General features: G+C 73.8%; 24 protein-coding genes and 1 tRNA gene. 15 read left to right on the forward strand and 10 right to left on the reverse strand.

Going from position 1 to position 23478, the window contains the following annotated elements:
• Window positions 1–60: 60 nt before the first annotated feature.
• Complete coding sequence (locus AB0F03_RS09025) at window positions 61–1386, reverse strand: M20/M25/M40 family metallo-hydrolase (RefSeq protein WP_361987997.1); 1326 nt, start codon at window positions 1384–1386, stop codon at window positions 61–63.
• Window positions 1387–1610: 224 nt separating this feature from the next.
• Between AB0F03_RS09025 and AB0F03_RS09030 the strand changes: the two genes are divergently transcribed.
• Window positions 1611–1698: transfer RNA gene (locus AB0F03_RS09030), tRNA-Leu, on the forward strand.
• Window positions 1699–1756: 58 nt separating this feature from the next.
• On the opposite strand, the gene AB0F03_RS09035 is transcribed toward AB0F03_RS09030, so the two are convergent.
• Window positions 1757–2071, reverse strand: a complete 315-nt coding sequence (locus tag AB0F03_RS09035; protein ID WP_361987999.1) for a dsRBD fold-containing protein — start codon at window positions 2069–2071, stop codon at window positions 1757–1759.
• A 112-nt stretch (window positions 2072–2183) separates the two neighbouring features.
• Here AB0F03_RS09035 and AB0F03_RS09040 point away from each other — a divergent pair, with 112 nt between their 5' ends.
• Complete coding sequence (locus AB0F03_RS09040; RefSeq protein ID WP_361988001.1) at window positions 2184–2561, forward strand: YchJ family protein; 378 nt, start codon at window positions 2184–2186, stop codon at window positions 2559–2561.
• Window positions 2562–2651: 90 nt separating this feature from the next.
• Here AB0F03_RS09040 and AB0F03_RS09045 read toward each other — a convergent pair whose 3' ends face one another.
• Window positions 2652–3353: a FadR/GntR family transcriptional regulator gene (locus tag AB0F03_RS09045; protein ID WP_361988003.1), complete on the reverse strand. Its 702-nt coding sequence runs from the start codon at window positions 3351–3353 to the stop codon at window positions 2652–2654.
• A 140-nt stretch (window positions 3354–3493) separates the two neighbouring features.
• Here AB0F03_RS09045 and AB0F03_RS09050 point away from each other — a divergent pair, with 140 nt between their 5' ends.
• Together AB0F03_RS09050 and AB0F03_RS09055 are read left to right on the forward strand one after the other, a co-directional pair.
• Window positions 3494–4012 (forward strand): gluconokinase, encoded by a 519-nt coding sequence (locus tag AB0F03_RS09050; protein ID WP_361988005.1) that lies wholly within the window; start codon window positions 3494–3496, stop codon window positions 4010–4012.
• Window positions 4013–4049: 37 nt separating this feature from the next.
• Window positions 4050–5447, forward strand: coding sequence for a gluconate:H+ symporter (locus AB0F03_RS09055; RefSeq protein WP_361988007.1), 1398 nt, complete (start codon window positions 4050–4052; stop codon window positions 5445–5447).
• Window positions 5448–5496: 49 nt separating this feature from the next.
• On the opposite strand, the gene AB0F03_RS09060 is transcribed toward AB0F03_RS09055, so the two are convergent.
• The 3 genes from AB0F03_RS09060 to AB0F03_RS09070 all read right to left on the reverse strand — a co-directional run bounded on the left by AB0F03_RS09060 (window position 5497) and on the right by AB0F03_RS09070 (window position 7857).
• Window positions 5497–6123: a cytochrome b/b6 domain-containing protein gene (locus AB0F03_RS09060; protein ID WP_361988009.1), complete on the reverse strand. Its 627-nt coding sequence runs from the start codon at window positions 6121–6123 to the stop codon at window positions 5497–5499.
• On the reverse strand, window positions 6107–6835 hold the full coding sequence (locus tag AB0F03_RS09065) for a molybdopterin-dependent oxidoreductase (RefSeq protein WP_361988011.1): 729 nt from the start codon (window positions 6833–6835) through the stop codon (window positions 6107–6109). The genes AB0F03_RS09060 and AB0F03_RS09065 overlap by 17 nt, the downstream gene beginning before the upstream one ends.
• A 74-nt stretch (window positions 6836–6909) precedes the next feature.
• The gene (locus AB0F03_RS09070; protein WP_361988223.1) at window positions 6910–7857 is read right to left on the reverse strand and encodes a hypothetical protein; all 948 of its coding nucleotides are present in this window, start codon (window positions 7855–7857) and stop codon (window positions 6910–6912) included.
• Between the two features lie 400 nt (window positions 7858–8257).
• On the opposite strand from AB0F03_RS09070, the gene AB0F03_RS09075 reads away from it, so the two are divergent.
• The 4 genes from AB0F03_RS09075 to AB0F03_RS09090 are packed head-to-tail and all read left to right on the forward strand — an operon-like array spanning window position 8258 to window position 10452.
• A complete protein-coding gene (locus AB0F03_RS09075) occupies window positions 8258–9154 on the forward strand; it encodes a DMT family transporter (protein WP_361988013.1) in 897 nt (298 codons plus the stop codon).
• A 27-nt stretch (window positions 9155–9181) separates the two neighbouring features.
• Window positions 9182–9697 carry an NUDIX domain-containing protein gene (locus tag AB0F03_RS09080; protein ID WP_361988015.1) on the forward strand — a complete coding sequence of 172 codons (516 nt, stop codon included), beginning with the start codon at window positions 9182–9184 and terminating at the stop codon, window positions 9695–9697.
• A 21-nt stretch (window positions 9698–9718) separates the two neighbouring features.
• On the forward strand, window positions 9719–10111 hold the full coding sequence (locus tag AB0F03_RS09085; protein WP_361988017.1) for a DUF202 domain-containing protein: 393 nt from the start codon (window positions 9719–9721) through the stop codon (window positions 10109–10111).
• Window positions 10099–10452: a DUF202 domain-containing protein gene (locus AB0F03_RS09090; RefSeq protein ID WP_361988019.1), complete on the forward strand. Its 354-nt coding sequence runs from the start codon at window positions 10099–10101 to the stop codon at window positions 10450–10452. The genes AB0F03_RS09085 and AB0F03_RS09090 overlap by 13 nt, the downstream gene beginning before the upstream one ends.
• Window positions 10453–10522: 70 nt before the next feature.
• Here AB0F03_RS09090 and AB0F03_RS09095 read toward each other — a convergent pair whose 3' ends face one another.
• Window positions 10523–11473: an NADP-dependent oxidoreductase gene (locus AB0F03_RS09095; RefSeq protein WP_361988021.1), complete on the reverse strand. Its 951-nt coding sequence runs from the start codon at window positions 11471–11473 to the stop codon at window positions 10523–10525.
• 178 nt (window positions 11474–11651) lie between these two features.
• Here AB0F03_RS09095 and AB0F03_RS09100 point away from each other — a divergent pair, with 178 nt between their 5' ends.
• From AB0F03_RS09100 to AB0F03_RS09120, 5 genes are all read left to right on the forward strand, one after another.
• The gene (locus AB0F03_RS09100) at window positions 11652–12674 is read left to right on the forward strand and encodes a phosphotransferase family protein (protein ID WP_361988023.1); all 1023 of its coding nucleotides are present in this window, start codon (window positions 11652–11654) and stop codon (window positions 12672–12674) included.
• 5 nt (window positions 12675–12679) lie between these two features.
• Entirely contained in the window at window positions 12680–13894 is a 1215-nt protein-coding gene (locus tag AB0F03_RS09105; RefSeq protein WP_361988025.1) for an acyl-CoA dehydrogenase family protein, read from the forward strand.
• 174 nt (window positions 13895–14068) lie between these two features.
• Window positions 14069–15742, forward strand: a complete 1674-nt coding sequence (locus AB0F03_RS09110) for a helix-turn-helix domain-containing protein (RefSeq protein ID WP_361988027.1) — start codon at window positions 14069–14071, stop codon at window positions 15740–15742.
• A gap of 228 nt (window positions 15743–15970) precedes the next feature.
• On the forward strand, window positions 15971–17332 hold the full coding sequence (locus AB0F03_RS09115; RefSeq protein ID WP_361988029.1) for a diaminopimelate decarboxylase: 1362 nt from the start codon (window positions 15971–15973) through the stop codon (window positions 17330–17332).
• Between the two features lie 11 nt (window positions 17333–17343).
• Window positions 17344–17586 carry a hypothetical protein gene (locus AB0F03_RS09120; RefSeq protein ID WP_361988030.1) on the forward strand — a complete coding sequence of 81 codons (243 nt, stop codon included), beginning with the start codon at window positions 17344–17346 and terminating at the stop codon, window positions 17584–17586.
• A 19-nt stretch (window positions 17587–17605) separates the two neighbouring features.
• Here the strand turns inward: AB0F03_RS09120 and AB0F03_RS09125 are convergent, their stop codons facing one another.
• The 3 genes from AB0F03_RS09125 to AB0F03_RS09135 are packed head-to-tail and all read right to left on the reverse strand — an operon-like array spanning window position 17606 to window position 20658.
• On the reverse strand, window positions 17606–18199 hold the full coding sequence (locus AB0F03_RS09125) for a TetR/AcrR family transcriptional regulator (protein WP_361988032.1): 594 nt from the start codon (window positions 18197–18199) through the stop codon (window positions 17606–17608).
• 27 nt (window positions 18200–18226) lie between these two features.
• Window positions 18227–19888: an AMP-binding protein gene (locus AB0F03_RS09130; RefSeq protein ID WP_361988034.1), complete on the reverse strand. Its 1662-nt coding sequence runs from the start codon at window positions 19886–19888 to the stop codon at window positions 18227–18229.
• Window positions 19885–20658, reverse strand: a complete 774-nt coding sequence (locus tag AB0F03_RS09135; protein WP_361988036.1) for an SDR family oxidoreductase — start codon at window positions 20656–20658, stop codon at window positions 19885–19887. Before AB0F03_RS09135 ends, AB0F03_RS09130 begins: the two co-directional genes overlap by 4 nt.
• Before the next feature lie 169 nt (window positions 20659–20827).
• Between AB0F03_RS09135 and AB0F03_RS09140 the strand changes: the two genes are divergently transcribed.
• A complete protein-coding gene (locus AB0F03_RS09140) occupies window positions 20828–22084 on the forward strand; it encodes a DUF1343 domain-containing protein (RefSeq protein ID WP_361988038.1) in 1257 nt (418 codons plus the stop codon).
• Window positions 22085–22165: 81 nt separating this feature from the next.
• Window positions 22166–23461, forward strand: coding sequence for a serine-threonine protein kinase (locus AB0F03_RS09145; RefSeq protein WP_361988040.1), 1296 nt, complete (start codon window positions 22166–22168; stop codon window positions 23459–23461).
• Window positions 23462–23478: the final 17 nt, after the last annotated feature.

Genomic DNA, 23478 nt, shown 5'->3' on the forward strand with positions numbered 1-23478 from the left:
TCTCAGGCGATCTCGCACGGCTGCCCGATTGTGTGCCCGGTCAGCCCGGGCAGGACGGCCTCAGGACGCGTCGATGAACCGGTCGAGCACGCGCACGCCGAACCGCAGCCCGTCCACCGGTACCCGCTCGTCCACGCCGTGGAACATGCCCGCGAAGTCCAGCTCCGGCGGCAGTTTCAGGGGTGCGAAGCCGAAGCCGCGGATGCCGAGGTCGTCGAACGACTTGGCGTCGGTGCCGCCGGAGAGCATGTAGGGGATGGCCTTGGCCGTGGGGTCCTCGGCGAGCAGCGCGGACTGCATGGCCTCGACCAGGGCGCCGTCGAAGCTGGTCTCGACCGCCTTGTCGGCATGCACGTCCTCGCGGCGGACGTGCGGCCCGAGCAGCCGGTCGAGGTCGCTCAGGAACTCGTCCTCGTGACCGGGCAGGAACCGGCCGTCGATGTGCGCGGTGGCCTCGCCCGGGATGACGTTGACCTTGTAGCCGGCGTTCAGCTGGGTGGGGTTGGCGGTGTTGCTGAGGGTCGCGCCGATCAGCTTGGCGATGCCGCCGAGCCGGGCGAGGGTGGACTCCATGTCCTCCGGGTCCAGGGGGGTGCCGAGCGCGTCGCCCAGCTCGTCCAGGAAGGCCCGGGTGGTCTTGGTGACGCGCACCGGGAACTTGTGCCGGCCGACGCGGGCGACGGCCTCGGACAGCTCGGTGATCGCGTTGTCGCGGTGGATCATCGATCCGTGCCCGGCGGTCCCGGCCACCGTCAGCTTCATCCAGTGCATGCCCTTCTCGGCCGTCTGGATCAGATAGAGCCGCCGCTGCTCGTTCACGGTGAAGGAGAAGCCGCCGACCTCGCTGATCGCCTCGGTGACGCCCTCGAACAGCTCGGGGTGGTGGTCGACGAGGTAGCGGGCGCCGTACGTGCCGCCCGCCTCCTCGTCGGCGAGGAAGGCGACCACGATGTCCCGGGGCGGCCGGCGCCCGCTGCGCAGCCGGTCCCGGACCACCGCCAGCGTCATGGCGTCCATGTCCTTCATGTCGACACCCCCGCGCCCCCACACGCACCCGTCGGCGATCTCGCCGGAGAAGGGGTGGTGGGTCCAGTCGTCGGCGTTGGCCGGTACGACGTCCAGGTGGCCGTGGATCAGCAGCGCGGGCCGGGACGGGTCCTCGCCCTCGATGCGGGCCACCGTGGAGGCGCGGCCGGGGTGCGACTCGTAGATCTCCGGCTCCAGCCCGACCTCGGCGAGCTTGCCCGCGACCCACTCGGCGGCCTTGCGCTCGCCGGGTCCGGAGTGGTCGCCGTAGTTGCTGGTGTCGAACCGGATCAGCTCGCGGCAGAGGTCCACGACCTCGTCCTCACCGGTGACGCTCCTGGCCGTGTCCGTCTCGCTCACGCTGCTTCCTCCCGCTGTCACTGCTGGTGGTCCCCCCATACTCTCTCCGGGCGCACCCCGGACCCAAGACGGGGCCGGGCCCGTCACACGCCGTTCACGCGTGCCGCCGGGGCCTCCACCCGGGGGAAGGGGGTGATCGGCCACCCCGGAAAGCCTGGTAATGTTTCCTTCGTCGCCGCGAGGAAAACCCCGCCCAAAGGGAAATCTCGTACGACAGACACCTTGTCCGGGTGGCGGAATGGCAGACGCGCTAGCTTGAGGTGCTAGTGCCCTTTATCGGGCGTGGGGGTTCAAGTCCCCCCTCGGACACCAGCAGGGCCCCCGCGATGCGGGGGCCTTTCGCGTCGCCCCGGCGGGTGCGGGCTCCCGGTCACTCACGGGTCAGCCAGAGCGGCGTCAGGGCGGAGTCCGTGCCGGTGGCCCCCGCCGCCCTCATGTCGCCGTCGGCGGCGCGCAGCAGCATGCGGCCCAGGGCCATGAGGGCGCGGCCGGCGGCGAGTTCGTCGCCGATGTCCGGCATCGCCGGGTCGTAGGGGCTGCGACGGGCCTCCGCGCGGATCTCCAGGACGCTGTCGCCGGTGTCCAGGACGATCCGGGCCGTGGTGTCCGGATCGCGCTCGGACAGGTACAGGTTCAGCCGCCACTCCCTGATGGCGGGAGGACGGCTGCCGAGGGGTCGGGTCATCGTCCGTCTCTCCTCCCTGCGCGCAGCGGCCCGGTGGGGCGCCGGTGGGGCCCCTTCCACTGTGCACCCCCGCGCGGGCGGACGCCGCCCGGCCGCGGGCAGAATGTGGGCCATGACCTCGCGCACGTGCCCCTGCGGGCTCCCCATGTCCTACGAGGCCTGCTGCGGCCGCTTCCACTCCGGCCCGGCCGCCGCGCCGACGGCGGAGCTGCTGATGCGGTCGCGGTACAGCGCGTTCGTGCGGGGGGACGCGGGGTATCTGCTGCGCACCTGGCACCCCCGGACCCGGCCGGAGCGGCTCGACCTCGATCCGCGGACGCGGTGGACGGGGCTGGAGGTTCTCGGCTCCACCGACGGCTCGGCCTTCCACACGACGGGCACGGTGACCTTCCGCGCCTCCTACCGGGGCGGCTCGCTGCTGGAGCGCAGCCGGTTCGAGCGGGTGGACGGGGCGTGGGTGTACGTGGACGGCGACTTCCCGGACGAGTAGACCGGCCGGGGACGACCGCGCCGGCCGCGCCGGCCGCGGCCCCGGCAAGGCGCCGCGGCCGGGCATCTCCGTCTGACGGAACGGCGCGCCTCAGGGCGCCAGGATGTCCAGTTCCTGGAGGGCGCCCACGGTGATCTGCCGGGTCAGCTCCTCGGCGCGGACCGCGTCGCCCGCGCGGACCGCCTCCGCGACCCGCACGTGCAGGGTGACGGCCGCCGGGTCGGGGTCCTCGAACATGACCTCGTGGTGGGTGCGTCCGGCCAGCACCTCCGCCACGACGTCGCCGAGGCGGGCGAACATCTCGTTGCCGGAGGCGATGAGGACGACCCGGTGGAAGGCGACGTCGTGGACCAGGTACTGGTCCAGGCGGTGGCCGCGGGAGTTGGCCACCATGCCGAGGGCGCACTCGGTGAGTTCCGCGCACTGCCCGGCCGTGGCGTGCCGGGCGGCCAGACCGGCGGCGACGGGTTCGATCGCGGAGCGCAGCACGGTCAGGGAGCGCAGCTGGTGCGGGCGGTCGGCGCCCGCGAGGCGCCAGCGGATGACCTGGGGGTCGTAGACGTTCCACTCGGCCTTGGGGCGGACCGTGACGCCGACCCGGCGGCGGGACGCGACCAGGTGCATGGACTCCAGGACACGGACCGCCTCACGCATCACGGAGCGGGACACCTCGAAGTGCTGTGCGAGTTCGTCCGTGCGCAGAACGCTGCCCGGCGGGTACTCGCCCGCCGTGATCGCGGGGCCGAGAGTGTCCAGTACACGGCCGTGCAGGCCCCGGCCCGGTGTGCTCATGCACTCAGCGTACGGCCTGGATCACGGAGACAAAAAGTCAGACTTATATGTCACGCACTCTTGAATTCGTCATACCTAATGGGTTTCAGTGTGGCGACGCCGCAGTGGCGTCGGAGGTCGAGGAAGACAGCGAGGCAGTGATGCGAAGCCCCCAGGTCGTCGTCGTGATGGGCGTCGCGGGGACGGGCAAGACCACGATCGGTCCTCTGCTCGCCGCGCGGCTGGGCGTCCCGTACGCCGAGGGTGACGACTTCCACCCGCAGGCCAACATCGACAGGATGTCGGCCGGGATCCCGCTCGAGGACGCCGACCGGTGGCCGTGGCTGGATGCCATCGGGCACTGGGCGCACGGCCGGGCCGGGCTGGGCGGGGTGGTCAGCAGCTCCGCGCTGAAGCGGTCGTACCGCGACCGGCTCAGGGCCGTGGCCCCCGGGATCGTGTTCCTGCACCTCACCGGGGACCGGCAGCTGATCGAGGAGCGGATGTCCGGGCGGCAGGGCCACTTCATGCCCACCGCGCTGCTGGACTCCCAGTTGGCGACGCTCCAGCCGCTGGAGCCGGACGAGCCGGGAGTCGCCGTGGACATCGCCGGCAGCCCGCAGGAGATCACCGAGCGCGCCGTGCGGGCGCTGGACGCCCTTCCCACCGCATCCGCCTGACCTCCGAACACGTTTCCGTAACCGCAAGGGAACCCCCGTGACCAGACTCAGCGTCGAGATGCTGGCAGCGGACACGCCTCCGCCGATCACCTCCGCCGGACACGCCCAGCTGGGCATCGCCGTCCTGGTGGGCATCGCCGTGATCGTCCTGCTCATCACCAAGTTCAAGCTCCATGCCTTCCTGGCCCTGACCATCGGGTCACTGGTGCTCGGGGCGGTCGCCGGAGCGCCGCTCGACAAGACCATCACCAGCTTCACCATCGGGCTCGGTACCACCGTGGCCGGCGTCGGCGTCCTGATCGCGCTCGGGGCGATCCTGGGCAAGCTGCTCGCCGACTCCGGCGGCGCCGACCAGCTCGTCGACACGATCCTCGCCAGGGCGGGCGGGCGCGCGATGCCCTGGGCGATGGTGCTGATCGCGTCGGTGATCGGTCTGCCGCTGTTCTTCGAGGTCGGCATCGTGCTGCTGATCCCGGTCGTGCTGATGGTCGCCAGGCGCGGCAACTACTCCCTGATGCGCATCGGCATCCCGGCGCTGGCCGGTCTGTCCGTGATGCACGGCCTGATCCCGCCGCACCCCGGCCCGCTGGTCGCGATCGATGCGCTGCACGCCAACCTGGGCGTGACCCTGGCGTTCGGCATCCTCGTCGCCATCCCGACCGTGATCATCGCCGGTCCGCTGTTCTCCAAGGTCGCGGCCCGCTGGGTGGACGTACCGGCGCCGGACCGGATGCTGCCGACACGCGCGTCGGACGAGCTGGAGCGCCGCCCCGGTTTCGGCGCGACGCTCGCGACCGTGCTGCTGCCGGTGGTGCTGATGCTGGCCAAGGCACTCGTGGACATCGTCGTGGACGACCCCACGGACCGGACCCAGCGGGTCTTCGACATCGTCGGTTCGCCGCTGATCGCTCTTCTCGCCGCCGTGCTCGTCGGTTTCTTCACGCTGGGCCGGCCGGCCGGGTTCACCAGGGACCGTTTGCAGCAGACCGTCGAGAAGGGCCTCATGCCCATCGCCGGCATCCTGCTGATCGTCGGCGCGGGCGGCGGCTTCAAGCAGACGCTGATCGACTCCGGGGTGGGCCAGATGATCCTGGACATCTCCAGGGACTGGTCGATCCCGGCGCTGCTGCTCGGCTGGCTGATCGCGGTGGCGATCCGGCTGGCGACCGGTTCGGCGACGGTGGCGACGGTCTCGGCGGCCGGCCTGGTCGCGCCGCTCGCGGCCGACATGTCGACCACGCACACCGCCCTCCTCGTCCTCGCCATCGGCGCGGGCTCGCTCTTCTTCAGCCAGGTCAACGACGCCGGTTTCTGGCTGGTGAAGGAGTACTTCGGGCTGAGCGTCGGGCAGACCGTCAAGACGTGGTCGGTGATGGAGACGATCATCTCGGTGGTCGGCGGCGGCCTGGTCCTGCTGCTGTCCCTCGTCGTCTAGCAGCCCCTGGGAACGGGGAATCGGTGAGCGGGGGGCCGGGCCGGCACGGTCAGGGGCGCCACAGCGGGTGCTCCCGCCGGGCCCACTCCTCGCTCACCGTCCCCGTGCGCAGGCCCTTGCGCGCCTCCGGGTCCCCGAGGGCCATGCCGATGTGGCCGGCCAGGACCACGCCGATGGTCAGGGCCAGCCAGTCGTGCACGAAGGTGGCCGACGTGCGCCACATCAGCGGGGTGAGATGGGTGAACCACATCATCAGACCGGTGCCGAGCATGACGAGGGTGGCGCCGGCGATCCAGGCGGCGTAGACCTTCTGGCCGGCGTTGAACTTGCCGGCCGGACGCGAGGTGTGCCGGGTGGCACGGCGCAGGACGGCGCGCAGCCAGAGCCGGTCGTGCGGGCCGAAGCGGTTGAGGAAACGCAGGTCGGTGCGGAAGGCACGGGAGGCGAGGCCCAGCAGGACCGGGACCGGCAGGGCGAGGCCCGCGCACTCGTGGACGCGGACGACCAGTTCACGGCGGCCGACCAGGATCGCCAGCTGCGGGATGTAGAGGACGGCGGCCGTCAGCACGCACAGCCCCATCAGCGCGGCGGTGCCGCGGTGCACCCCGCGTTCGGCTGGGGTGAAGCGGTGGACGCGGGCGCCCGGCGGGGCCGGGGTGTCAGTCGGTAGGCGCATCGGTGCGTCCGTTCGAGCGGCCCACCCAGGCGTCCACGTCGTAGCCCAGGTCCTCCCAGTAGCCGGGCCGGACGCGGTCGGTGACCGTGATGCCGGAGAGCCACTTGGCCGACTTGTAGAAGTACATGGGCGCCACGTAGAGGCGGACGGGGCCGCCGTGGTCGTGGCCGAGGTCGTGGTCCTGCATGCGCAGAGCGGCCAGGACGTCCGGGCGGCGGGCCTGGGCCAGGGTGAGGCTCTCGGTGTAGGTGCCGTCGAAGCAGGTGAAGCGGAGGGCTCGGGCGGAGGGGTGGACGCCGGCGGCGTCCAGCAGCCGGGAGAGGCGTACGCCCTCGAAGGGGGTGCCGGGGACCCGCCAGCCGGTGACGCACTGGACGTCCTTGACCAGCCGGGTCTGCGGCAGGGCGCGCAGTTCGGCGAGGGTGTAGCTGTGCGGGCGGTCGACCAGGCCGTCGACGGTGAGGCGGTAGGCGGTGGCGCTGGGCCGCGGGACGGAGGCGGCGACGGAGTAGTACCGGAATCCGCCGCCGTTGGGCAGCAGCCCGGTCAGGCCCGTGGGGTCCTTGCCCGCGACCTCTCCGAGGAAGCCTTCCATGCCGCGTTGCAGCACGGGCGCGCCGAGGACGCCGAGCGCGCCGAGGCCGAGGGTGCCGAGGAAGATGCGGCGGCCGACCGGCCGGCCGTCCCGCTCCTCGGGTTGGTCAGGGTTCACATGGCCCATTCGAGCACTCGCGGCTCCGCGGGACCAGGGATCCGGGTCACCGGTCAGACTTTCGTCATCTCTTCCTACCGGCCGAGCGCGTTGCCGCGGGCCGTGCGGAAGGCCGTCCAGGGGTCGCGGTGGACGTAGGACCAGGGCGTCCGGGTGGCGTGCCGGCCGATGTGCCGGAAGAGGGCCGCCGCCTCGGCCGGGCGGCCGGCGCAGGACAGGGCGAGGGCGAGGTGGTTGAGGTCGAGGTGGCGGCGCGGGTGGTCGTCGTGCTCCCACTCCAGCCACCAGTCGAAGCAGGTGCGCAGGATGCGCCGGGCCCGCGGGCCGGACCAGTGCCCGGAGGCGGCCGGGTCGGCGGGGGTGAGACCGGTGGCGGCCAGGACCCGGTACCGCTCGGCGTAGGCGACGACGGGCAGCACGGCGAGGGGGGAGTCGGCGGGGGCCTCGGCGGCGGCCAGTTCGGCGACGTCGTACACCTCGTGGACCTCGGCCCGGCCGCCCGCGGGCCGTTCGGCGAGGCGGGCGATCAGCAGGTGGTGGGCGTGGTGGTGCTCGGGGTGGCGGCGGCGCAGCTCGGTGAAGGTGCCGACCAGCTCGCGGTCGGAGCCGAGGGCGCGGGCCAGCAGCAGCCGGCCGAGCCAGGGCGTGGGGTCGGCCGGGGCGAGCGCGGCGGCCGTGTCGCAGGCCTCGCGGGCCCGGGCGGGCGCGTCCCTGCCGCGCACGGCGCGGTGGACGAGGGCCAGGGCGAGGAGGGCGGCGGCGTCGGTGGACCGGGGCTCGGCGGCCAGCCAGTCACCGGCCCGGTCGGCGGCGCGGGGGTCCCGGGCGAGGACGGTGAGGCGGTGGCCGCGGCGGTCCCAGTCGTCGCCGGTGTGGATCAGCAGGGAGCGGGCGGCCTGCCGGCGGCCCTGGGCCAGGGCGGTCCGTGCGGTGCGGAGTCCGGCGTCGCCGAGGGCCTCGTCGAAGGCGGCGGTGGCGTCCCCGGCGGGGCAGCCGGACGCGTCCGTGGGGGCCCGGCGCAGGCCGGGCGCGGGCGGGAGAGGGGGCACCGGGGGACTTCCTGTTTTCTCGGGCTGCCATCAACCGATCACGCACAGCAAACCCGCACCCACGACTCGCGTCAAGCGGAACCCTGGCGCTCCACGTTTCAACAGCCGTGCCCAGAGCGGAACTTGGCGTAACCGGCGCAGGTGACCGGCGTCAGCTGCCGCGGTCGGGCGGGTTTCCCTGTGGCGCATGCCACGGGCTGTACGGAACGCGTGCCGGTCCGGTGTGGCGTACGCCATGGCGCCGGACACCCCGGCACCGGACCATGGCGAGTCAACTGCCCGTTTTCGGGTGCTTCCGGGGCAATGCCGTCCCGGGAACGCTACAGTCGGCCACTACGCGCCCGTGGTCCGGCCGGATGATGAGGTACACAGCGTGTCGGTTCTGGTTCTCGTCCTCGCCGTGAGCGCGGCCTGCTGTCTGGGCTTCGGATTCGTGCTCCAGCAGAACGCGGCGCAGCAGGCACCGCTCAGCGACTTCCTGTCCTTCCGGCTGCTGCTCGACCTGATGCGGATGCCGCGCTGGCTGGGCGGCCTCGGTCTGATGGTGGCCGGCATGGTGCTGGGCGCGGTCGCCCTCGGCCAGGGCGAGATCTCGCTGGTCGAGCCGCTGCTCGCGACCAACCTGCTGTTCGCCCTGGCCCTCTCCCGGTACCGCACCGGCCAGTCCCTCGGCCGTCAGGGCTGGGCCGGGCTGCTGCTGCTCGCGGGCGGGGTGAGCGCGTTCCTCGTCGCGGGTGAGCCGCGCGCCGGCACGGCGGTCGCCGATCCCCTGCGGCACTGGCTGATCATCGGGGCGGTGGTCGGCGTGGCGCTGATCCTGACGGCGTACGCCAAGCGCTCCCGGCTGAGCTGGGGCCCGGTGCTGCTGGCCACCGCCGCCGGCCTGCTGTACGGCGTCCAGGACGCGCTGACCCGGGTGAGCGGCACGCGCTTCGGCGACGGCGGACTCACCGAGCTGTTCACGGGCTGGCAGCCGTACGGCGTGCTGGCGTGCGGGGTCACCGGGCTGGTCCTGGTGCAGAGCGCGTTCGAGACGGCCCCCCTGCGCATGTCGCTGCCCGCGCTGACCGCGGCGGAGCCGCTCGCGGGGATCCTGTGCGGGGTGGGCTTCCTCGGTGACCGGCTGCGCACCGACACCGGGGCCCTCGCCTGGGAGGCGGCCGGGCTCGCGGCCGTGGTCGCGGGCATCGTGCTGCTGGGGCTGCACCCGGCGATGCCGTGCGGCACCACACGGGCGGAGGCGTCGGCCCGGGACCTCCAGCGCCGCTGAGCCGCCCGCCCTGCTTGGATGAGGGGCATGAACCCCGCTGACGAGATCCTCGACATCGTCGACGAGCACGACCGGGTCGTCGCTCAGTGCCCGCGCGGCGAGGCGTACGCCCGCGGCCTGCGCCACCGCTGTGTGTTCGTCCAGGCCCGGGACGCGGACGGCCGGCTCTTCGTGCACCGGCGCACGGCCACCAAGCTGGTGTTCCCGTCCCTGTACGACATGTTCGTCGGCGGGGTCGTCGGCGCCGGCGAGTCCTACGACGCGGCGGCGCTGCGCGAGGCCGAGGAGGAGCTGGGCGTCAGCGGGCTGCCCCGGCCGGCCCACCTGTTCACGTTCCTGTACGACGACGGCGCCGGCGGGAGCTGGTGGTCCGCGGTGTACGAGGTGCGCTGCGACCTGCCCGTACGGCCTCAGGCGGAGGAGGTCCAGTGGCACGCTTTCCTCACCGAGGAGGAGGTCGGGCGGCGGCTCACCGAGTGGGAGTGGGTGCCGGACGGGCTCGCCGCGTACGAGCGTCTGAAGGCGTTCCGGGCGGGCCGGTGAGCCGCCGGTAGGGTCGGCCATGTGATCGAGTTCGTACGGAACATCCGGCTGTGGTTCGCGCCGGAGCAGGTGCGGGACGAGGGCGGCACGCCCGACTACCGGTTCTCGCTGGCCAACGAGCGCACCTTCCTCGCCTGGCTGCGGACCGCGCTCGCGCTGATCGGCGGCGGATTCGCGGTGGACCAGTTCCTGCCGGACCTGCGCTGGGCGTGGCGGGCCGGTCTCGCGCTCGCCCTGCTGGGCGCCGGGGTGCTGTGTTCGCTGCGGGCGGTGAACCACTGGGTGCGCTGCGAGCGGGCGATGCGGCGCGGCGAGGACCTGCCCGCCTCCCGGTTCCCGGCGCTGCTGAGCCTGGTCGTCGCGGTGGTGGCCGTGGCGATGGTCGTGGTGGTGCTGGTCGGGTGGGAGGCGTGACGGCGGCCGCGGGGGCGGCCCCGGCAGGCCGGGATCCGGGGCTCCAGCCCGAGCGCACCCGGCTGGCCTGGCGGCGTACGACGCTGTCGGCGGCCGTGGCCGCCGTGTTCGCCGTGAAGTCGGCGCTGCACGGCGGCGCCGGCGCCGGCGCGCTCGTCGTGTGCGCGGTGTGCTGCGGGCTGTGGCTGGCCTTCCTGTGGGTGGCCCACCAGCGCATCCGCGCGCTGTCCGCCGGCACCCCGCCGCCCGCGCTCACCCCCCGCCACGCGGCGGCGGCGGTGCTGTGCGCGGTGGCGACGGCCGCGTGCGCGGCCGTACTGGTGCTCGGCCCCGTCCGCTAGGGTTTTCCGACGACCACGCGGCGACGCGCGGTGCCAGGGCCCGCGAGCCCGGCACGTCCGAACGGATGCCCTAGGCGCGGCCCGCGCCGGTGTCCTGGCCGACGGTGACCACGATCTTGCCGCGGGTGCGGCCCCGCTCGCTCAGCCGGTGGGCGTCCGCCGCGCGCTCCAGCGGGAACGTCTCCTGGACGTGGACGGAGAGAACTCCCCGATCGGCCAGCGCGGCGAGCGCGGTGAGGTCCTCGGTGTCCGGGCGGACGAAGGCGTACCGGCCGCCGTAGCCCACCACCGCCGGGTCGGCGATGGACGCCAGCCGGCCCTCGGGAGCGAGCAGGTTGGCGGAGGTCCTCAGGGTGTCGCCGCCGATGGTGTCGAAGACCGCGTCCACACCTTCGGGGGCGAGTCCGCGCACCCGTTCGGCCAGGCCCTCGCCGTACGTCACCGGCTCGCCGCCGAGGCCGCGGACGAAGTCGTGGTTGTGCTCGCCGGCGGTGCCGATCACCCGGGCGCCGGTGTGGGCGGCGAGCTGGACCGCGAGTGAGCCGACGCCGCCGGCCGCCGCGTGCACCAGGACGGTCTCGCCGCGCTTCACCTCCAGCACCTTGACCAGGACCTGGTAGGCGGTGAGCCCGGCCAGGGGCAGTCCGGCGGCCTCCTCGAAGGACAGGGTGCGCGGCTTGCGGGCCAGGGTGCGCACGGGCGCGGCCACGTACTCGGCGAAGGTGCCCCGGGACAGGAAGTCCTCACGGACGTAGCCGATGACCTCGTCGCCGGCGCCGAACTCCGTGACCGCGGCGCCCGGCCGCACGACCACTCCGCTGACGTCCCAGCCGGGGATCACCGGGAAGACGGCGTCCAGGAGGGCGTCGAGATGCCCCTCGCGGCACTTCCAGTCGACCGGGTTGACGGCCGCCGCGCGCACCTGGACCAGCACCTGGTCGGGGCCGACCTTCGGGTCGCGCACCTCGCCGTACTCCAGCACCTCGGGTCCGCCGTAACGGCGGTAGCTGATGCCCTTCATGCCCTCGACCCTCCGGGGTGCGCGGGCCCCGCGCAACCGGGATGCCCCGGTCCGGGGAGCGGACGGCCTATCGTGGCTCCCGTCACGTTTTACGTCACGTCCGACCCTCGCACTGGACGACATACCGACCGGTCGGCATCATGTGTCGGGTAGTGTCCACCGTGCGTAGGAGTGATGTATGAGCGCCGACCACCCGCCCGGACTCGACCTGGACCGGCTGCGCGTCCTGCTCGACCGCGAGCGCCCCGGTCTGGTCAGCGGCCCCCTGACCGGCCGGCTGATCGAGGGCGGACGGTCGAACCTCACCTACGCGCTCTCCGACGGCACCTCGCGGTGGGTCGTACGCCGGCCCCCGCTCGGCCATGTGCTGGCCACCGCGCACGACATGCGGCGCGAACACCGGGTGATCAGCGCCCTGCACCCCACCCGGGTGCCGGTGCCGCGGCCGGTGCTGCTGTGCGAGGACGAGGACGTGCTGGGCGCGCCGTTCTACGTCATGGAGTTCGTCGAGGGCACCCCGTACCGCACCGCCCAGCAGCTCGCCCCGCTCGGCGCGGAGCGCACCCGCGCGGCGGTGCTGTCCCTCGTGGACACGCTGGTCGAGCTGCACGCGGTGGACCCGGCCGAGGTGGGCCTCGCCGACTTCGGGCGCCCGGAAGGCTTCCTGGACCGGCAGCTGCGCCGCTGGGGCAAGCAGCTGGACGCCTCCCGCAACCGCGACCTGCCCGGCATCGACGAGCTGCACGCCGCCCTCGGGCGGGCGCTGCCGGTCTCCCCCGCCCCGGCCGTCGTCCACGGCGACTACCGCCTGGACAACGTCCTGATCGGCGACGACGACCGCATCAGGGCGATCCTCGACTGGGAGATGTCCACGCTCGGGGACCCGCTGACCGACCTGGGCCTGCTGGTGATGTACAGCCGGCCGCTCGGCATGCCGCAGTCCCCCGTCTCCACCACCGCCGAGGCGGCGGGACACCCCTCCCCGCAGGAGCTGATCGAGCGGTACGCCGCGCGCTCGGGGCGCGACGTCTCCGCCGTCTCCTGGTACACGGCGTTCGCCTGGTTCAAGCTCGCCGTGATCCTGGAGGGCATCCACTACCGGTACACGCTGGGCCAGACGGTGGGCCGCGGCTTCGACCGCATCGGCGAGCTCGTCCCCGTCTTCGTCGACCACGGACTCACCACTCTTCAGGAAGGCTGACCGGTATGGACTTCGCGTTCGACACGCGCACCGAGGAGCTGCGCGCCAGGCTCCTCGCCTTCATGGACGAGCACGTCCACCCGGCCGAGGCCGTGGCCGAGGAGCAGCGGGCCCGGCTGGCGTCCCCCTGGGACACCCCGGCCGTGGTCGAGGAGCTGAAGGCCGAGGCCCGCAGGCAGGGTCTGTGGAACCTGTTCCTGCCGGACACCGAGTACGGTGCCGGGCTGACCAACCTCCAGTACGCGCCGCTCGCCGAGATCACCGGCCGCTCCCCGCACCTCGCGCCCACCGCGACGAACTGCGCCGCGCCCGACACCGGCAACATGGAGGTGCTCGCGCAGTTCGGCAGCGCGGAGCAGAAGAAGCAGTGGCTGGAGCCGCTGCTCGCCGGTGAGATCCGGTCGGCGTTCGCGATGACCGAGCCGGAGGTGGCCTCCTCCGACGCCACGAACATCACCACGCACATCGAACGGGACGGCGACGAGTACGTCATCACCGGCCGCAAGTGGTACATCTCCGGGGCGATGAACCCGGACTGCGCCGTCTTCATCGTCATGGGCAAGACCGACCCGGACGGGGCGGACATCCGCCGCCAGCAGTCCATGGTCCTGGTCCCGCGCGACACCCCGGGCGTCACCGTGCGGCGCGCCATGCGGGTGTTCGGGTACGAGGACCACTCCCACGGCGGCCACGCCGAGGTCGTCTTCGACCACGCGCGCGTGCCGGTGGCCAACCTCGTCGGCGAGGAGGGCGGCGGCTTCGCCATCGCCCAGGCCCGGCTCGGCCCCGGCCGGATCCACCACTGCATGCGGCTGATCGGCATGGCCGAGCGGGCGATCGAGCTGATGTGCCGGCGGGCCGTGTCCCGTACCGCGTTCGGCAAGACGCTGGCCCAGCAGGGGGTGGTCCAGAACTGGATCGCCGACGCCCGGGTGACCGTCGAGCAGTTGCGGCTGCTGGTGCTGAAGACGGCCTGGCTGATGGACACCGTCGGCAACCGGGGCGCCCACACCGAGATCCAGGCCATCAAGATCGCCACGCCGCGCGCGGTGGTCGGCATCCTCGACCGCGCGATCCAGCTGCACGGCGCGGGCGGGGTGAGCCAGGACCTTCCGCTGGCCGAGCTGTACGCGAGCGCCCGCACCCTGATGCTCGCCGACGGCCCGGACGAGGTGCACCAGCGCTCGCTGGCCCGCAGGGAACTGAAGAAGTACAGCTGACCGTCCCGGCCGGTGCGGCCGTCCCGCGCCGGTCCCCTCCCCCGCCGCCGCACCGGCGGTACTCCGTGCTCCCCCGTATCTCCGTGCGCTGTTGAGCGCGGGCGCGGGCTGTGGTGTCGTACCTGTTCCGGACGCGGCCGGGCCACGGCCGGGCGGTGGGGCGAGGGGGGAAGCGTGGGCGATGCGCGGGAGCGGCCGGGGTGGGGCGCGGCGGCGGAGCACAAGGTGACCCTGGAGCGGTTGCTGTCGGTGGTGGGGCCCGGGGCCCTGGAGCTGGACACGGCCCCCGGCGGGCTGGACACCGCCGTCGGCGGTGTCGCCGTACTGGACGTGCTGGATCCCGCGATCCGGCCGCGGGAGCTGGTGCTCGCGGTCGGAGTCGGGGCCGGCTCGCCCCAGGCGGTGGACGTCCTGCGCCGGGCCGGCGACGCCGGGGCCGCCGGTGTGGTCTTCGGCCCGGACCGCCCCGAGGGTGCCGCCGGAGTCCTGCGGGCGGCGGCCCGGGAGGCCGGTACGGCGGTGTTCTTCCGCACCTGGTACCGGTGGGACGAACTGGTCGTGGTGCTGCGGGCCGGGCTGGCCGCGGCGGGGGCCGCGCCGTCGGCGGCCGCCCCGGGACCGGCCCTGGGGGACCTCGACGCGCTGGCCGACGCGGTGGCCGCGCTGGTCGGCGGCTCGGTGACCATCGAGGACACCGAGTCCCGGGTGCTGGCGTTCTCCTCGACCGAGGAGAACGTGGACGAGATGCGCCGGCTGACCATCCTCGGACGGCGCGTTCCCCCCTGGCGCGTGGCGGCCATGCGGGACACCGGCTTCTTCCGTGCCCTGTGGACGGCGGACGACGTGCTGCACCGCAGGGCTCAGGGTGACAGCCCCGAGCGCCTGGTGTGCGCCGTCCGCGCGGGCACCGAAGTGCTGGGGTCCGTCTGGGTGGCCGCGGTCGGCGGCCGGCCCCTGTCCCCGGACGCGTCGCAGGCCCTGCGCGCGGCGTCCCGGGAGGCCGCCGCCCATCTGCTGCACCATCGCACGCGCGGTGCGGACAGCCGGCTGGTGGAGGACGCGGCGCGGGCGCTGCTGGAGGACCGCGGCTCGGCCGAGGTGCTGGCCGCGCGGGCGTCGCTGCCCTCGCTGGAGCCCTGCGCCGTGCTGGCGGTGGGCCGCGGCGCGAGCGCGTCCGGGCAGGCCCCGCCCGATGACCCGTCACGGCTGTACGGTCCGCTCGCCCTGCACTGCGCGGCGCTCGGCCACCGGGTCGTGGTGGTCCCGGCCGGCGGCAGGGCCCTGGTGCTGGTGACCGCGCTGGACCAGGATCCGGAGGGGGCCCGTGAGCAGCTGACGAGGCTGGGGACGTCGCTGGCCGAGCGGCTGTCGGCCACGGCGGGCACGCCGGTGCGCGCCGGGCTGGGCGAGGTGGTGCCGGCGCTGGCGCGGGCCGCCGAGTCGCGCCGCAGCGCCGAACAGGCCCTGAGGGCCCTGATCCGGACCGGGGGCGCCCGTACCGTCGCCCGGGTGGCGGACGTGGCCGACACGATCGGCGTGCTCCGGGTGCTGGAGGCCCTGCGGGACCTGGAGCTGCCGCCGGGGACCTCGGTGGCGCGGCTGGCCGCCTCCGACGCCGGACCGGGCGGAGGCCACCTCGTGAAGTCGCTGCGGGCCTACCTCGACCACTTCGGAGACGTGTCCGCGGCGGCGCACGCGCTCTCGGTCCACCCCAACAGCCTGCGGTACCGGCTGGGCCGGATCACCACGGTCTCGGACCTGGATCTCGGCAGTCCGGACGCCCGCCTGCTGGCACAGCTGCAATTACGGCTCGGGGACCCGGACGGGGAGGCGGGGGCCGGGTCGTGAGGGTGTGCCCGCAAGCGTGTTTTGTGCGCCCGCACCAACGCGGGGCGCCGTCCTCGTCGCCGCGCACAACGGCGCGGCAGGCCGGGGCCGGCCCCCCGGTGCGGCCGGCGGCGCGGGGGGCGAGCCTTTGAACAACCGACGATGACGGTGCGGGTAGGCGGCCCGCAACCTGGAAACACGCCCGGGGAATCGGCCCCGGCCGCCTCGTCCCACACCGGAAGGTTCACCATGACCGCTGTGCCCCTCGACGCCGTACGGCGCGAACGTGTTCTCCAGGAGGCCGTGCGGCAGAGGCTGCTGGACCCGGAGCAGTCCCTGCTGGCCGCCTTCGTCGACCTCGACGGCGTCGCGGCCACCGTCCAGGCCCTGCACGACGCCTTCCCCGGCTCCCCCGAGATCCCCGGTGTCCTGCACACGTTCGCCGCGAAGGCCAACTGCCTCGTGCCCGTCCTGGCGGAACTGGCGGGGCACGGCATGGGCTGCGAGGTCGCGACCGCCGGTGAGCTGGCCCGGGCGCTGGCGGCCGGGTTCCCGGCCGAACGGATCGTCTTCGACTCCCCCGCCAAGACCCGGGCGGAGCTGGAGCGGGCGCTGGACCTGGGGGTGGCCGTCAACGCGGACAGCTTCCAGGAACTGGAGCGCATCGACCGGCTGCTAGGCGGCCGGGTTCCGGCCCCCCGGATCGGGGTGCGCCTCAACTGCCAGGTCGGCGGGGGTGCCATCGCCGCGATGAGCACCGCCACGAGCACCTCCAAGTTCGGCGTCCCGCTGACGGATCCGGGCAACCGGGAGCGGCTGATGCGGGCCTTCGACACGTACCCGTGGCTGACCTGGGTGCACACGCACACCGGTTCCCAGGGCTGCCCCCTGGACCTGATGGCCCGCGGGGTGGCGCAGGCCGTCGAGTTCGCCGACCAGGTGACGGCCGCGTTCGGGGAGGGCAGGATCGCGGGCATCGACATCGGCGGCGGGCTCCCCGTCAACTTCGCCGACGACGAGGTCACCCCCACGTTCGGGATGTACGTCGAGCAGCTGAGGGCGCACGCCCCGCGGCTCTTCGAGGGCCGGTACGAGGTCGTCACCGAGTTCGGCCGGTCCCTCCTCGCCAAGAACGGCTTCATGGCCGCCTACGTCGAGTACACCAAGAGCGCGGGGGGCCGGCCGATCGCGGTGACCCACGCCGGTGTCCAGGTCGCCACCCGGACGGTGTTCGGTCCCGACGCCTGGCCGCTGCGCGTCGAGGCGCACGACCCGTCCGGCACGGCCAAGCAGGGGCGGCCCGTACGCCAGGACATCGCGGGGCCCGCCTGCTTCGCCGGCGACCTGCTGGCCCGCGACCGCGCGCTGCCCCCGCTGGAACCGGGCGACCTCGTGGTGGTGCCGGACACCGGCGCCTACTACTTCTCGACGCCGTTCAAGTACAACAGCCTCCCCGAGCCCGCCGTGTACGGCGTCCGGGCGGGCGCGGACGGCGGCGTCGCGTTCGGCGTCGTCCGTCCGGCGCAGGACCCGTGGCAGCTGACGGAGCGGGACGGCGTGGACCCGCTGTCCCATGACCCGGTGCCCGTGCGGGCCGGCGACGCCCGGTGAGGAGCACCGGGGTGCCCCCGGCCGGCCGGCCGTCGCCCGAACGGGACCGGCCGCGGCGGGACCGGACACGGCCGGAGCGGGCCGGGCCGCTCCTGACGCAGCGCGCCGCCATGGTGTTCCTGCTGGCCGCGCTGGCCGGCATCGGGGCCACCGTCCTGGCGGCGCTGGCCGGCAACGCCTGGCCGGTGGCGGTGAGCGTGGGCAGCGGCACGTCCGCCACGGCCGTCCTGTTCTTCCGGGAGATCATCGACTAGCCGGCGGGCGCCGGCCGGCCTACGGGCGCAGTGCCCGCAGCAGGAGGTCGGCGAGGTGGTCGGCGACCTCCTGGGGGGTGAGGGGGCCGCCGGGGCGGTACCACGTCGACAGGTGGTGGACGGAGCCGAAGTGGTAGTCCACCACCAGGTCGGCCGGGGTCGCGGTGGAGAAGACCCCCGCCTTCTGGCCCTCCTCGATGAGCGCGCGGAACCGCTCGTGGTAGCGCCGGCGCTCGGCGCGGACCTGCTTGTTCTTCTCCGGGCTCAGGTGGTGCATGGAGCGGAAGAAGATCATCGCGTCGTCGAGGTTGTCGATCGTGGTGACGACCACGTCGGCCGCCGCGTCCCTGAGCCGCTTCTCCACGGGCGCGTCCAGGCCCGCGAAGTGGTCCAGCCGCTCCTGCTGGACGCGCAGCACGCGCGCGTACACCTCGTGCAGCAGGTCGTCCTTGGAGCCGAAGTAGTGGTACAGCGCCCCCTTGGTGACGCCGGCCGCCTCCACGATCTCCTGCACGGAGGTGCGGTCGTAACCGCGGTCGGCGAAGAGCCGGGTGGCGGCGGCCAGCAGCCGCTGCGGGACGGGTGTACCGTCACCGTCCGTCGTCCTGGGCACTGCCGCCACCTGCCTTCCGGTCTGCTGCTAGTCGTCGGTGCGGGAACGCAGTTCCCGACGGAGGATCTTCCCACTCGCCGTCTTGGGCAGTTCGGGCAGGATCTCCACCTGACGCGGGTACTTGTAGGCGGCCAGTCTCTCCTTGCAGTACCCCGCGAGTTCGTCCGGGTCCGCCTCGGCTCCCGGACGCAGACTGATATAGGCCTTGACGGTCTCGCCACGGTACCCGTCGGGGACGCCGACGACAGCCGCCTCGCGCACCGCCGGATGGGTGTACAGGACGTCCTCGACCTCGCGCGGCCACACCTTGAAGCCGGAGGCGTTGATCATGTCCTTCTTGCGGTCGACGACGTAGAGCCAGCCCTGTTCGTCCATGAACCCGATGTCGCCGGTGCGCAGCTCGCCGCCGGGGAAGGTCTCGGCGGTGGCGTCGGGGCGCCGCCAGTAGCCGGGGACCACCTGGGGGCCCCGTACGACGATCTCGCCCTGTTCCCCGAAGGGCACCTCCGCGCCCTGCTCGTCCAGGATGCGCACCACGGTGTCCGCGCCGGGCAGGCCGACGGACAGCGTCCCGGAGACCGGGTCCACGGGCGCCTCCAGGCCGGGCGGGACGGAGGCGCAGGGGGCGGTGCACTCGGTGAGGCCGTAGCCGACGCGGATGTACGGCCCGAAGCGCTCGCGGAACCTCTCCACCAGGGCCGGCGGCACGGGGGCGCCGCCGGAGGAGATGTTGGTGAAGGAGGCGAAGTGCTCGCGGGTGACGCCGGGGTGGGCGGCGAGCGCCATGAAGGCGGTGGAGGGGCCGACCGTGTAGTGCGGGCGGTGCTCGGCGAAGGCCTCCAGGACGACGCCGGGCTCGAAACGGTAGGTCAGGACCAGGGTGCCCGCGCTGTTCAGGCAGGCGCCGAACTGGCAGACCATGCCGGTGATGTGGAACAGCGGCGCGAGGGCGTGGTAGACGGGCGGCTGGGGCAGGCCGAGCCCGGTGGCCTGCCGCTCGGAGTTGTGCATGATGTTGGCGTGCGTGTTGGTGGCGCCCTTGGGGGTGCCGCTGGTGCCCGAGGTGTAGCTGATCAGCGCGATGTCGTCCGGGCGCGGCGCGCGGTCCTCGGGGGCCGGGCCGCCGCGGCGGGCCACGGTGACCAGGTCGTCGGCGTCCGCGGCCGGGGGCAGCCGCTCGAAGGACAGGACGCGCGGGTCGTCGCGCGTCTGGAAGTCCCGCTCGCACGCGGTGAGGACGATCCGCACCGGCGAGCCCGCGGCCGTGTCGCGCAGGTACGCGTCCCAGGCCCGGTCGGAGCAGATCAGCGCGGCCACCTCGCCGTCCCGCAGGACGTGCCCCACCTCGCCCGCCTTGTACATGGGGTTCACGGGGACGACGGTCGCGCCCGCCTTCCAGGCGCCGAGGACGGCGAGCACGAAGTGCGGGGAGTTCTGGAGGAGGACGGCCACCCGGTCGCCGCGGGTCAGGCCGCGGGCGGCGAGGTGGGCGGCGACGCCGTCGCTCAGCTCGTCGGCCTCCCGGTAGCTCAGGCGGGCGTCGAAGTAGGCGAGGAAGGTGCGGTCCGGTGCCGCGGCCACGGCCTCGCGCAGCGCGTGCACGAGTGAGTCGGCGGGGGTGACCGGGGCGCGCTGGGCCTCGTCGAGCAGCGCCAGCCAGGGGCGGGCGGCGTAGATGGAGGCGGTCACCGGCCGGCCTCCCACTTCTGCTGGATGTGGTTCATGGTGGCGAGCCAGCGGTCGGGGTCGCCGGCCCGCGCCTGGTAGAAACCGGCGACCTCGGGGTGCGGCAGGATCAGGAAGCGGTCCTCCGCGATGCCCCGGAACAGCGCCTCGGCCACGTCCTCCGGTTCGATCGCGGTGGGCTGGAGCACCAGGTCACCCGCGCTGCCGGTCGCGGACAGCATGTCGGTGCGGACGCCCTGCGGACAGATGGCGTGGACCTTGATCCCCCGGTGGCGGTACGTCAGCGACAGCCACTCGGCGAAGGCGTAGGCGCCGTGCTTGGTCACGCTGTAGGAGGGCGCGCCGATCATCGTCAGCAGCCCGGCGGCGGAGACGGTGGACACGAACCGGCCGCCGCCGCGCTCCACCCAGCCGGGCAGCAGGGCGTGGGCCGCGCGGACGTGGGCCATCAGGTTGACGTCCCAGGACGTCGCCCAGGAGTGCTCGTCCAGGGTGCCGCCGAGGTCGCCGTCCTCGAAGGCGACACCGGCGTTGGCGCAGTAGACGTCGACCGTGCCGCCGAGCGCCTCGCGGGCCGGGCCGACGATCGTCGAGGCGTCGCCGGGCACGGCGATCCCGCCGATCTCCCCGGCCACGGCCTCGGCCTTGCCTGCGTCCAGGTCGTTGACCACGACCCGGGCGCCCTCGGCGGCGAACCGCCGGGCCAGGGCGGCCCCGATCCCACCGCCCGCTCCGGTGACGATCACTCCCGCATCCTGCACGGCTTCCACCATCGGTCTCCTTCGACACGACTTTCGCGCGGCGCGCGCGGCTCTTCCGGGACAGACTAACCAGTCGGTATGTATAAGGGAAAGGGTGACTGCGCCACCCTCGGGGGACGCGGGGAACCGCGCGAGCGACCACGGACCTGCCGGTACCTTCCATCCCCACGGAGGCCATCCCATGCACCTGTCCCGACGGAATCTGCTCGGATCGGCGGCGGTGGCGGCCGTCCCCGCCGTACCCCGGCCCGGCGCACCCGCGGCCGTCCCCGGCGCCGCCCGGCACGGCGAGCGCGTACGCACCGGTTTCGACAGACTCGCGGCCGACGGGTACGCCCTGCTGGAGGGCCGGCGCGTCGGCGTCGTCACCAACCCCACCGGCATCACCCGGGACGCCCGCCACATCGTCGACGTCCTGCACGCCGACCCCCGCGTCGCGCTGACCGCGGTCTTCGGCCCGGAACACGGCTTCCGGGGCACCGCGCAGGCGGGCGGCTCCGAGGGCCGCCACGACGATCCCGCGACCGGCCTCCCGGTCTACGACACCTACCTCAAGAGCGGCCGGGCACTCGCCGACGTCTTCACCGCCTCCGGTGTCGACACGGTCGTCTTCGACATCCAGGACGTCGGCGCCCGGTTCTACACGTACGTCTGGACCCTGTACGACTGCATGGAGGCGGCCCAGCTCGCCGGCCTGCGGTTCGTCGTCCTGGACCGCCCGAACCCGGTGACCGGCCGCGAGGCCCACGGACCCGTCCTGCACCGGGAGTTCGCCACCTTCGTCGGCCGGCAGCCGATCGCGCAGGCGCACGGGATGACCGTCGCGGAGCTGGCCCGCCTGTTCGACGGGGAGTTCCTGGCCACCCCCGTGGGCCTGGAGACCGTCCGCATGTCGGGCTGGCGGCGCGACGCGTTCTACGACGACTGCGGCCTGCCCTGGGTGCCGCCGAGCCCCAACATGCCGACCCCGGACACGGCGCTGGTGTACTCCGGCACCTGCATGTTCGAGGGCACCAATCTCTCCGAGGGGCGCGGCACGACCCGGCCGTTCGAACTCCTGGGCGCCGAGGGCGTCGACGGGCGCTGGGCCGCCGCCGTGAACGGGCTCGGGCTGCCGGGCGTGCGGTTCCGGGAGGCCTACTTCACGCCCACGTTCTCCAAGTTCCAGGGCAGGACGGTCGGCGGGGTGCAGATCCATGTGACCGACCGGGCCGCCTACGACCCCGTACGCACCGGGGTCGCGCTGCTCGTGACCGCCAGGAAGGTCTGGGACGGCTTCGCCTGGCGGTCCGACGACTGGATCGACAAGCTGACCGGTTCGGCCCGGGTGCGCACGATGATCGACGCGGGTGCCGGCACCGACGAGGTGACGGGGGCATGGCAGGACGAGCTGGCCGCGTTCCGGCGCACCCGGAGGAACTACCTCCTCTACAAGTGAGCCGCGCCGTATGGCCAACCCCTCGTCCCCGCAGGACGATACGGACGCATCACACCGTGGTGCGGGACGAGGGAGCCTGGCATGACGGATCCTGGGACGGGCGTGACTCCCTACTGGGAGCTGACCTTCGACGCGGACGGGGACGGGGACGGCTCCGAACGCGACCGGCTGCTGACGCAGATCACCGAGCACGGCGTGCGTGACCTGGTCGTCTTCTCGCACGGCTGGAACAACGACCGCTCGGGCGCGACCGCGCTGTACCGCCGCTTCTTCGCCCCGTTCCCGCGGCTCGCGCCGAAGGCCCGGCTCGGGTACGCCGGCGTGATCTGGCCGTCGATGCGGTTCAGCGACGAGCCGATCCCGGACTTCCCGGCGTCCGTCGCGGCCGCGGAGGCGGCGGCGCCGTGCCGGGGACTGGACGAGGACACCCGGCGGGCGCTGTCGCGGACCTACCCCGGCCGGGCGGCGGTGGTCGACCGGCTGGCCCGGATGCTCGACGAACGGCCGGACGGCGCCGCGGGACTGACGGAGTTCTGCCGGCTGGCGCGGCTGCTGCCGGACGGGGAGCCGGCGGGGACCGCCGACACCGACGAGGGCGGCGAACCGGCCGTGTCCGGCGGGGAGCCGGTGGCCGCGTGCGAGCAGTTCGCCGAGGCGCTGGCGGCGCTCGACCCGGCGGGAGGCGCCGCACGGTTCAGCCTGCCGAACCCGTGGGACGGTGCCAAGGAACTGCTGCGGCAACTGACGTACCACCAGATGAAGGGGAGGGCCGGGACGGTCGGCGAACGGGGGCTCGGGCCGCTGCTCGGGCGGCTGGCGGCGGGGGCGCCCGACGTGCGGGTGCACCTGGTCGGGCACAGCTTCGGCGGCCGGCTGGTGGCGTTCGCGCTGCGCGGGCTGCCCGAGGGGGTGGACACCGTCAAGTCGGTGACCCTGCTCCAAGGGGCCTTCTCGCACTACGCGTTCACCGCCCGGCTGCCGCACGCCCCGGACCGGTCGGGGACGCTCAGGGACCGGCAGCGGCGCGTCGACGGCCCGCTGGTGTGCTGCTACTCGCGCTTCGACACGGCTCTGGGCACGTTCTACCCGCTGGCCTCCCGGCTGGCCGGCGACGACCGTTCCTGCGTGGGCAGCGAGATCGCGGCCGTGCTGGGGCCGCGGTGGGGCGCCCTGGGTCACGACGGGGCGCAGGGGGTGCCGGGCACCGCCCGGCTGGACCTGGCGGCGGCCCTGGGAGGTGCGCTGCCCGCGTCGGGGTGCGTGAACGTCGACGCGGCGTCCGTGGTGCGGCGCGGGGGCGCGCCGACCGGGGCGCACAGCGACATCGTGCACCCCGAACTGGCGCGGCTGGTGGTGGCGGCGGGCCGCATCGGCTGACCCGCCGCCCGTGTCAC

This window comes from Streptomyces sp. NPDC028722 (assembly GCF_040637655.1).
Lineage (GTDB): Bacteria > Actinomycetota > Actinomycetes > Streptomycetales > Streptomycetaceae > Streptomyces.